This is a genomic window from Streptomyces sp. CA189 (assembly GCF_056428985.1).
In genome coordinates, this window is the sequence record NZ_JBWJVM010000040.1 from 67,021 (window position 1) to 76,880 (window position 9,860).

The 9,860-nt window shown below is 70.8% G+C and carries 9 protein-coding genes; 4 read left to right on the forward strand and 5 right to left on the reverse strand.

Translation table 11 applies throughout. The annotated features are described in order from the left end of the window. Window positions 1–43: 43 nt before the first annotated feature. Entirely contained in the window at window positions 44–379 is a 336-nt protein-coding gene (locus AC061S_RS26495) for a YnfA family protein (protein ID WP_478688387.1), read from the forward strand. Between the two features lie 21 nt (window positions 380–400). On the opposite strand, the gene AC061S_RS26500 is transcribed toward AC061S_RS26495, so the two are convergent. Together AC061S_RS26500 and AC061S_RS26505 are read right to left on the reverse strand one after the other, a co-directional pair. Beyond that, entirely contained in the window at window positions 401–820 is a 420-nt protein-coding gene (locus AC061S_RS26500; RefSeq protein ID WP_478688388.1) for a DUF5990 family protein, read from the reverse strand. Between the two features lie 42 nt (window positions 821–862). Further along, window positions 863–1,849, reverse strand: a complete 987-nt coding sequence (locus AC061S_RS26505; RefSeq protein ID WP_478688389.1) for an alkylmercury lyase family protein — start codon at window positions 1,847–1,849, stop codon at window positions 863–865. A gap of 89 nt (window positions 1,850–1,938) precedes the next feature. On the opposite strand from AC061S_RS26505, the gene AC061S_RS26510 reads away from it, so the two are divergent. Together AC061S_RS26510 and AC061S_RS26515 are read left to right on the forward strand one after the other, a co-directional pair. Beyond that, complete coding sequence (locus tag AC061S_RS26510) at window positions 1,939–2,337, forward strand: heavy metal-responsive transcriptional regulator (RefSeq protein ID WP_478688390.1); 399 nt, start codon at window positions 1,939–1,941, stop codon at window positions 2,335–2,337. A 105-nt stretch (window positions 2,338–2,442) separates the two neighbouring features. Next, entirely contained in the window at window positions 2,443–2,859 is a 417-nt protein-coding gene (locus AC061S_RS26515) for a VOC family protein (protein ID WP_478688391.1), read from the forward strand. Between the two features lie 44 nt (window positions 2,860–2,903). Here AC061S_RS26515 and AC061S_RS26520 read toward each other — a convergent pair whose 3' ends face one another. Next, window positions 2,904–3,467: a pyridoxamine 5'-phosphate oxidase family protein gene (locus AC061S_RS26520; protein ID WP_478688392.1), complete on the reverse strand. Its 564-nt coding sequence runs from the start codon at window positions 3,465–3,467 to the stop codon at window positions 2,904–2,906. Window positions 3,468–3,512: 45 nt separating this feature from the next. Here AC061S_RS26520 and AC061S_RS26525 point away from each other — a divergent pair, with 45 nt between their 5' ends. Further along, window positions 3,513–4,883, forward strand: a complete 1,371-nt coding sequence (locus AC061S_RS26525; protein ID WP_478688393.1) for a hypothetical protein — start codon at window positions 3,513–3,515, stop codon at window positions 4,881–4,883. A gap of 559 nt (window positions 4,884–5,442) precedes the next feature. Here AC061S_RS26525 and AC061S_RS26530 read toward each other — a convergent pair. Together AC061S_RS26530 and AC061S_RS26535 are read right to left on the reverse strand one after the other, a co-directional pair. Further along, window positions 5,443–6,192 carry a hypothetical protein gene (locus AC061S_RS26530; protein ID WP_478688394.1) on the reverse strand — a complete coding sequence of 250 codons (750 nt, stop codon included), beginning with the start codon at window positions 6,190–6,192 and terminating at the stop codon, window positions 5,443–5,445. Continuing rightward, on the reverse strand, window positions 6,185–9,860 hold a 3,676-nt coding region (locus AC061S_RS26535; protein ID WP_478688395.1), incomplete at its 5' end, for an RHS repeat-associated core domain-containing protein. The genes AC061S_RS26530 and AC061S_RS26535, both read right to left, overlap by 8 nt.

Here is a 9,860-nt window from a genome sequence, read left to right on the forward strand (position 1 = left end):
CGCCCCCTCCCCCGCCCCCTTCCTTCTCCAGAGAGACTCCGCTGTGCTCGTCGCCCGCTCCATCGCCCTGTTCGCCGTTGCCGCACTCTTCGAGATCGGCGGCGCCTGGCTGGTCTGGCAGGGCATCCGCGAGCACAAGGGCTGGATCTGGATCGGCGCCGGCATCATCGCGCTCGGCGTGTACGGGGTGGTGGCCACCTTCCAGTCCGACGAGAACTTCGGGCGGATCCTGGCCGCGTACGGCGGGATCTTCGTCGCCGGTTCCATCACCTGGGGCATGGTCGCCGACGGCTACCGCCCCGACCGCCCCGACATCATCGGCGCACTGGTCTGCCTCGCCGGGATGGCCGTCATCATGTACGCCCCACGCGGCAACTGACCGACATCGGCGGCACGGTGCTCAGCTCCAGGTGAGCCCGGGCGGACGCACCGCAGCGCACACGGGCATCCCGCAAGCGTCCGTCAGTCCGAGCCGCGCTTCGGCCGCGCCCCGTTCGACGGCCTGCGGCGGAAGGTCGTCGAGCATCAGCTTGGCGCGGCGGAACATCGTGAACGCTCCGCCGGGCGGCAGCTCTCCCCACGTCAGATACAGGATCCGGGCCCCGCGTCGCCCATGGACGTAAGGGCCGCGAAAGTCCCAAGCGCCGTCCGGGGTCGCGACCGCCTCCACGGTGAACTCCCAGACCGCCTCCGCTGCATCCCCGGGGACAGCAGCCTCCGGCTCGCGCCCTCGCTGCACGGCGACATGGACGTCCCGGTAAGCGCCGCATTCACGACCCGGGAGATCACGGCCGATGATCCGCAGCGAAAGTGGCGGCATGCTCACCACTCTGCCACGCACCGCACTCCCAGTGGCGGGCATTCAGTCGTCCCGCAGGAGTGGGCCGAAGGTCTGCTGCCCGATCTCGACGGCGCATGCCTGGCTGACGATCTCCCCTCGTACCTCGGGGTGCTCCTGCTTCCACTGCCCGGCCGAAGACGGACCGGCGAAGAAGTTCAGGCTGTCGCAGCACACCGCGGCGGCCGGGCCCCGGCCATCGCGGCGCCCGACGAACACGACGGCGCCGGACGGCTGCCAGGCTGCCGTTCCGTCCGCGAAGGTGACCGTCACCAGCCGGCCGTCGACGGGGTCAGTGGAAGAGATGGTCAGGTCCTGGCCGAGCATCGCGGAGATACCGAGGGCGTCGATCGCGCACATCGAGGACACGCTCACCCCGTTGGCCAGGTGCACGCGGTGCCGCGTCCGTACAGCCGAGAACGGGTAGGCGGCCTGGATGCGTCCCGATGCGTCGAGGGTCAGGAAATCCTCGTGGTCCAGCTCGGTGAGGACCTCGGCGGCCGTCCGCCCCGCTTCGGCCGCCAGGCCTTCGAGTAGATCGGCATCCGGCGCCTGCCCCGTGGCGGCGAAGTGCCGCAGCACTGCCTGCTGGACCAGCCGCAGTCCCCGCTCCGCGGGCGCACGCCGACCCCGCCCTCCCCGACCGATCGAATCCAGCGGGTCCAGGGAGTCCGTCTCGCAGCACCCCTGCTCTTCGTCCTGCTGGGGCCGACGCGCTCCCGCCAACGCCTCCCGCAGGGCCCGGACGCTCGGCGCGCCGTCGATCCGGCCCTCCGCGTCGCGATAGAGCCGACACGAAACCGACGGCGGAGCACCAGGCGCCGCGAACGGGTCGACTCCGTCAAGGAGCACGGTCGGAGAGCCCGTCATGCCCCACCGGGCCGCCTCGCCCTCCCCGGACACTTCCACCAGCTCGACCCTGGCTGCTCGACCGTCGAGTGCCGCTGCCAGCCGCTCCCGTACGACGGGTACGTTCGGGCACTCCGGCACCGTGAGGATCACAATCCGCATCCCGCGCTCCCTCCCGTTCCCATGTGCCGAGCCCTGAACCGACCGTAGACCTTCCACCACACTGGAAGGTCAAGGCGTAGCGTGGAGGGATGCGCATCGGTGACCTCGCAGCAGCGGGCCAGGTAACGGCCAAGACCATCCGCTTCTACGAGCAGGCCGGGCTCCTGCCCGCCCCGCCCCGTACAGCCGCGGGATACCGCGACTACGCGCCGGAGACGACCAGCCGACTCTCATTCATCCGCGACGCCCAGGGCGCGGGCCTGACCCTCGCCGAGATCCGGTCCGTCTTGGACATCCGAGACAACGGCCAGGCCCCCTGCGGACACGTCGCCAGCCTCATCGACCAACGGCTCGCGGACATCGACCAGCGCATGACCGAACTCCGCCAGACCCGCACCGCACTGCGCGAACTCGCCCGCCGGGCCGCCACCACCGACCCCGACACCTGCTCCGACAGCGACATCTGCACCATCCTCACCCGGCCGTGACGGGTGTGCGACACGAGGTAGACGGACGGCCCGGGGGAACCCTCCGTACGCACGCCGCACCCATAGGCTGCCCGCACTGACCATTCGCCACAAAAGGGAGTGAACGTGCCCTCTCGCCTGAACCCGTACATCAGCTTCGCCGGCGAAGCGAAGCAAGCCATGGAGTTCTACAAGGAGGTGTTCGGCGGCGAGCTGGCCGTCCACACCTACGGCGACTTCGGCTCCGAGGCGCCCCCCGGATACTCCGACAAGGTCATGCACGGCATGCTCGAGACGACCAGGGGCTTCACCCTGATGGGCGCCGACAATCCGCCCGGGACGGAACACAAGCCCGGGAACAACATCGCGGTGAGCCTGAGCGGCGACGACATGGACGAACTGCGCGGCTACTGGGACAAGCTGTCCGGCGGCGGCACCGTGTCCGTCCCCCTGGAGAAGCAGATGTGGGGCGACATCTTCGGCATGTGCACGGACAAGTTCGGCATCACGTGGATGGTCAACGTCAGCGAACAGCAGAGCTGAGCAGAGCTGATCCGGCAGCCTCAGGATCCGAGGCCGCACCTCCCTCAACCGGCGAAGCGCCAGCGGGTCTGGCTGAAGCTATGGCCTCTGCCGAATCCGAAGGCGGTACGGGGCGCCACCTTGAAGACCACGGCACGGCCCGCGTCCTCGGTCTCCTCGGTCGGCGGCGGGGCCGCCGTCGTCGGAGCGGTGCTGAAGGCCCCGTCCCGGACCTCGAAGTGCCATTCCGGGCCGTACTTCGCCTCCCACGCCGCAGCCAGCCCGCCCAGCCGCTCCTCGTCGGTGACCCGGACCGCCGCGCCCTCGACCACCAGGTCGCAGCCGTCGGCGTAGGCGTTGGTGCCGGTGGTGAGGACGACGTTCGGGTTGGCGGCGAGGTTGAGCCCCTTGCGCTCCCGCTCGCCGGTGGTGAAGTGCAGCGCGCCATCCGTCCACACCGCCAGCAGCGGCGTGACATGGGGGCGGCCATCCGGACGGACGGTCGTCAGCCAGAAGATCTCGGCCTTCTCCAGGCGCGAGACGGCTTCCGCCCAGGGCGTGGCGGTGGCGTCGGGGGAGCTGTAACGCGCGTCGAGATCGGTCTGCGGTTCCTGCGCCTGCGCCGGCATGGCGGACTCCTCATGACTCTGGGTCCTCACCCTTCGGTCCTTCACATGGTCCCCCTCCCGTACGGACTCCGCCCGCCGACCGGAGCAGTCCGATCCGTCCGCTCCAGCGATGAGCTGGTCGGAAAGGTGGAAAAGGCCATAGCGGCGGATGACAGGGACAGGAAGGAGAACGGGCACGAACCCCTTCGCCGCAAGCCGTCCCTCGCGGCGATCCCCAGCGCAGAAATCAGCCGCCAGGTGGAAGTCACCCTGTGGGACGTCCTTCATACGCTGGGCAGGGCGACGGCGCTGTCGTGGAAGGGAGCGGGGCGGGGGCTGGCGGAGCACTGGGGATCCCTCAAGTACAACCAGGCTCTGGAAGGCGGCGCCGATTCGTTCCTTGGTCTGACGGACGAGGGCCGGCTGACCGCGGAGCAGTACAAGATCCTGCAGTCCGGCGAGCTCGGCACCGGCTTCGCCCTCACCCTCGCAAAGCACCTGCTGGGCCGACGCTTCCCCGAGCATTCCGTGACGATCGTCCCCGCGGACACGGCGCTGCGCGCAGGCTGGGCCCTCACCAGCACGGACAAGGGCCACAAGGTCAGGTACCGCTACCGCCCGCAGTACTTCGCCGAGGTCTGGCGCCCCGGCGAGCCGTCCCTCGTCATCCCCATCGCATGCAAGGGCAACCACGGCAACGCCGCTACTTCAGCGGGCCAGTTGGCATCTGCCTCAGTCCACGCTGATGCAGTGCACGTTGGCGATTGGAACGAAACCCCCAGCCTGCTGTTCAGCACGGAGCTGCCGACGAACGGCACCGTGACCGTCCACGCGCTCCAGGCTCCGGGCCGAGGCGGCTGGCTGGCCGGCGCTCCCGGAGAATCGGAACCGAATCTGGACTCCGGGCCCGTACAGAAGAACGTCACGCCGGGCATCCAGTCGCCTCCCAAGGGCGACCTGATACCCGAGCCCGTACCCGGCTGCCAGGTCACGCCCAAGTACTACACCTGGTTCCAGGAGACTCTCGGTCACACGGCGGCGGCCGGCCTCATGGCCTTCACCGGCTCCGGCAAAGCCACCGCTCGCCACCTGACCGACCGGCAGGGCCACAAGCGCTTCGACGGCTTCGAGCATGCCGCCAGCACCAGCGTCCAGGACATCAGCCACGAACTCCTCGGAACCACGTACGCCGGCACCGACCACGTCTTCCGCTTGAACGGCCCCCGGGTCGAGGCATTCTCCGGCGTGGACGCGAGCCTCTTCGGTCACCTCTCCGAAGGACGCGTCGAGGATTGCCGCACCATCGTGCACGCAACCCGACACACCCGGCCCCTACTCGCCTGGGACGAGAAGTGGGGCGGTCCCGTCTCCGTACATGCCGACGGATCCGTACTCGCCATCCGGCTACTGCCGGGTCAGGGCCGAGCACGCCGCTGACACCGGCCGGAGGCCGCCTGGACTAGGGACCACATCGACATCGCTCCACACATCTCTCCCTTGGGCACGTATTCGTCGTCGGCCGGGTGCTGGACACTCACAGTGAACGGATCCGCGACCTATGGGGATCACGTCCGACACCCTCGGGGCTTCCCCGGTGGCATTCTCGGGTGATTTCGCAGCGGGGAACTCGCGAAGATCTTCCTGTTCTTCGGTTCCTGCACGATCGGGGCTCGCCTCCGAGGTCCGGGCTGCCACGGCTGCGGCCGGGGAACTGCTGGCGGCCGAGGGTGGCCCGGACCAGTCAGAGGCGACGGCAGGACCGAAAACGATCAGCCTGGGGGAAGGGCCTACACGGCTGCACGCCACGACAAGGGCCATGCGCAGGCCGAGCTGGAGCGCCTCACCCGCCTGTGCGTCGAGGACCCGAACTCGCCCACCGGGGCGCGCACTGGACGAACAGGTGGAGCGTACGGGCGCGATGCTCGAGGGAACCGCGGAACTCGCCCTCGGCAAGGTCACCGTAGGACCCCACGCCTGACCGCGCCCGGGGCCCGCTCTACTTGTCACCCCGCTCGACGCGCTCCAGCAGGGCCGCCGCCCAGTCCGGGAGGGCGGACGCCGCCGGGCGGGCCGGGCGGGGGTCGCTGGTGATGCCGAGGCCGCCCGCCGGATCGCCGTACTCGAAGCGCAGCGACCACCACAGCCAGGAGCGGACGAACAGGTTCGCACTCCACGCCAGGGCCAGTGCGCCGCGCCGCTCGGGGACCTCGTACCAATAGCTGGTGAGCACCACGGCGCGGGAGACCGCCTCGTCCGTATCCCCCGCCCGGGAATCGGCGGTGAGCCCGGCGGCCAGCACCGATGCCGCGAAGCGGTTGTCCGCGAGCAGCCCGCCGCTGTCGCAGAGGACCGCGTCCAGCAGGTCTGCCGGGAGATCCACGGCGGCCCGTTCCAGTCGCTCCAGCAGCTCGGGCAGGCCCGGATCGCCGGCCGATTCCGCTCCGGGAATGACCCTCAGGTCGGCCGACAGCCGCTCATCCGCCGTGCGGGCGGCCAGGAGGCGTACGTACGCCAGCGCGCGCAGGGTCTGCCAGCGGCAGAGGGTGTCCAGCAGCACGATCCGGGAACCGCGGAAGGCCAGCCGCACCGGCCAGTCGGCCGCCCGGACCTTGTCTCCGAGCGCCCGCAGCTCCGCCGGTACCGGGGTCGGGAAGACCCGGCTCTGGCCGGCGTCGTAGGACGGCTCGGAGCGGTAGCCCGGCCAACCGGGTGCCGGGTTCTGGGGTGTTCCGCTAGGGCTACTCATTCACTTCGTCGTCCTTCGGGGTCCGCCACTTCGCCACGTCCTTGCCGTCTCGCGGAGTGATGTAGTTGGAGAGGTCCTCCGGGTCGATGTGGTACGCGTGGATCATATGGTCCTGTCGGATGATGGCCACCGGCCTGTTCGGGTCCAAGGTGCGGTCGATGATGATCCGGGCCCCCGAATCCGCGTCGACGTAGTTCGCCGGCGACTGGAGATGGCCCCGCAGGTACTTCTCCAGTTTCACCTCGTCCTCGCCGATGCCCTTCAGGTAGTGGTTCGACTTGCCGCTCTCCGCCTCGTTGAGCTGGTGGTCGACGCCCTGGGCCGTCCGGGTGCCGTCCGGGTAGGGGGCCAGCCCGAAGGGGTCGCACCAGTGGAGGGGGTTCGCGACGTACGCCACCGGGTTGGGGGCGGCCGCCAGGCCCAGCGGGTCCGGGCTCAGGTAGCGGGCGGTCTCGGGGTCGTAGGTGCGGAAGTAGTTGTGGTGCAGGCCCGATTCGGCGTCGAAGTACTGGCCGGGGAAGCGCAGCGGCGTGTACGCCGTGGCGTCCCGGTTCCAGGCCGTGGAGCCCCACAGGGTGGACCGGCTGCGCCAGGCCAGTTCGCCGCGCTCGTCGACGAGTTCGGTGGGCGTTCCGACCAGGTCGGTGACGATGGCGTAGAACCGCTCGTCCACCACCTCCTGGTCGGCCGTCAGGATCCGCTCGGTCTGGGCGATCGGCTGCAGGCCGCGGTAGTCCCAGGTGACGGCGATTCCGTGCTCCGCCTCCACCGCGGTGCCGGTCTGCTCGCACAGCACGGTGCCGTCCCAGGTGAAGACCGTGCGCTCGGCCACCTCCAGGCCGTCGGGCGTCATCCGTTCCTTGGCCGTACGCCGTCCCAGCGGGTCGTACGTGTACCGCCATCGCGTCCCGTCCGGGGTGGTCACGGCCGTGATCCGGTCCTCGGTGTCCCACTCGTAGCGCCAGGTGTCGGGCTTGCGCGAGAGCCTGGCCTTCTGGCGGAGCACGACCCGGCCGAGGGCGTCGTACTCGTGGCGGACCCGGCCCGCGCCGATCAGCCGGGTGCCCTCGTAGGTGCGCGGTCCGGTGGCGTCCTGGCCTCCGGGATGGGAGCCGGGCCAGGAGGCGGAGGTCTGGTTGCCCGCCTCGTCGTACGCGTAGCGCTCGGTCCAGTTCTCGGCGTGCACCGCGGTCACCCGGCCCCGGGGGTCGAGAGCGTAGCTGCGTGCGCCGGCCAGCAGATCGTCCACGCCGATCAGGACCCCGTCGGACCGGTAGGTGTACCCGCGGCGCTGCACCAGCCCGTCGCCGGGGCCCGTGAGCCGCTGCTCCACCAGCCGGCCGGCCCCGTCCCAGGCCTGGTCGAGGGTGAGGAGGTCTCCGTAGGTGCGGCTGAGCTCCTGGCCGGCCGCGTCGTGCGCGAAGCCGATGCGCCGGCCGGACGTGGTCAGGGCATCGTGGCGGCCGGCGTCGTCGTAGGCCCAAGCGGCGGAGGCCCCCGTCGGGGTGGTCCGGCCGGTGCGCCGGCCCACGGAGTCGTAGGTGTAGGTGGAGGTGCGGCCGTCGACCGTCTCCTGGAGGAGCCGGCCCGCCCGGTCGCGCAGCCGGGTCAGCACGCTGTCCCCGCGCACCGCGACGGCGAGCCGGTCGAAGACGTCGTACTCGTACGTCGTCACCGTGCCGCCCGCGTCCTTGCGGACCGTGTGCCCCAAGGCGTCGCGCTCGTAGGTGATCCGCCGCCCGAGGGCGTCGGTGCGGACGGCGAGCCGGTCCGCCGGGTCGTAGGCGTAGCCGAGAACACGACCGTCGAAGTCGGTCTCCTTGACGAGCCGGCCCGCCGGGTCATAGGCGTACTCCCAGGTCATGCCCTGCGGGTCGCGGACCCCGGTCAGGCGCAACTCGGCGTCGTACGTGTACTCGTGGCGGGCGCCGTCTGCGTCGGTCCGGGCGGTGAGCAGGTCGAAGTGGGTGTACTCGAAGCGCACCGCCCTGTCGTCGGGACCGTCCGTGCGGGTCAGGCAGTTGCCCTCGCCGTCGTACGTCCACGAGCGCCGGCCGCCGTCCGGGGTACTCCGGTGCAGCGGCCTGCCCTCGACCGTCCACTCCGTACGCGTGACCGCGCCCAGCGGGTCGGTGACCGCCGTGGTCCGTCCGAAGGCGTCCCGCTCGTACGTGGTGGTGGCGCCGAGCCGGTCGGTGACGGCGAGCGGCAGCCCGGCCCGGTCGGTGCGGATCCGCGTGACCGCACCCAGCGGGTCGGTGACCGTGGTGAGGTGGCCGCGTTCGTCGTAGCCGAAGCGGGTGACCGTCCCGTCGGGGCGGCTGACCGAGGTGCGGTTTCCGCGCTCGTCGTAGGTCTGGCGGACGACCGAGCCGTCCACGGCGACGATTTTGACCGGGTTGCCGAGCTCGTCGTACTCGGCCCGTGCCTCCCGGCCGTCGGGCCGGACGTAGGAGAGCAGGCGGCCCGCGTCGTCGTAGGTGCTGCGTGTGGTGTGGCCGAGCGGATCGGTGTGCGCGATCCGGCGGCCCCGGCCGTCGTACGCGTACCGGGTGACCGCGCCGAGCGGGTCGGTCTCGGCCACCACCCGGTACCGGTCGTCGATCAGATAGCGGCGGGTGTGGCCGGCGGCGGTGGTCATCCGCGTCACCCGGTGGCCGGTCTGCGGGTCCACCTCGTCGTAGCCGAAGGTGAGGGCGATGTGGCCCGCCTCGCCGGCCTCCGCGACGCACCGGTCGAGGTCGTCGTAGGCGTACTCGTAGCGGCGGCCGTTCGTATCGGTCCAGGCGGTGATCCGGGTGAATGCGTCGTAGGTGAACCGCAGAGGCACACCGGAGGAGTTGGTGACCTCGGTCAGGTTCCCGTCGGTGTACCCGTACGCAAGGATGCGCGGGCCGCCGGTCAGGTGCAGGGCGGTGATCCGGCCGTCGGCGGTCTCGAAGCGGAGGTGGTAGCCGCCGGAGTGGGCGATGCCCAGCGGCGTGCCGTGCTCGTCGTACTCGAAGACGACGAGGCCTCCGTTGCGGTCCTCCAGCTGGGCGATCGGCGCGATGCCGTTCTCGGCGCCGTCCCGCGGCGGGGTGAAGCGTCGGACGTCGCCGGTCAGGGCGTCGGTCAGCGTCCAGTCGCCGTCCGGGGTCCGCTCCAACGGGTGGCGCGGGCCCGACGCGGACGCCGGCAGCACCGGTATGCCGGGCGCGGGGTGCGGATAGGCGACCACGAGCCCGTCCTCGGAGACCAGGACGACGCCCTCCGCGTCGATCTCCAGGTGCTGGTCAATGGTGGACGCCCAGGTCGGGCCGAACCAACGGCCCGCCCGGTAGCCGGACTCCGCACGGCGCCTGAACGCGAATGGGAAAGCGCCGGGGAGGAACACGTCCGTCTGCGGGAGGTACATCCGGCCGGTGGCGAGGTCGACCGGGTCCGTGCGCTCGCTGGGCTTGTCGGGGTCGGGCCGCTCGCCCTGGTGCGGGCCGTTCGTGTCCGTGCCGCTGCGGCCGGGTCCCTTGAGGTCGTCGAGGTGCGAGGCTGCCGAGCCGACCTTCTTCAGCGACCCCAGGCCCTTGGAACCGATGAGTTCGGGGATCATCTTGCCGAAGCCCTCGGACGGGTCCTTCATGAACTCGTCGAGCATCTTCTTGCCCGCACCCATCGGATCGTTGGCCATC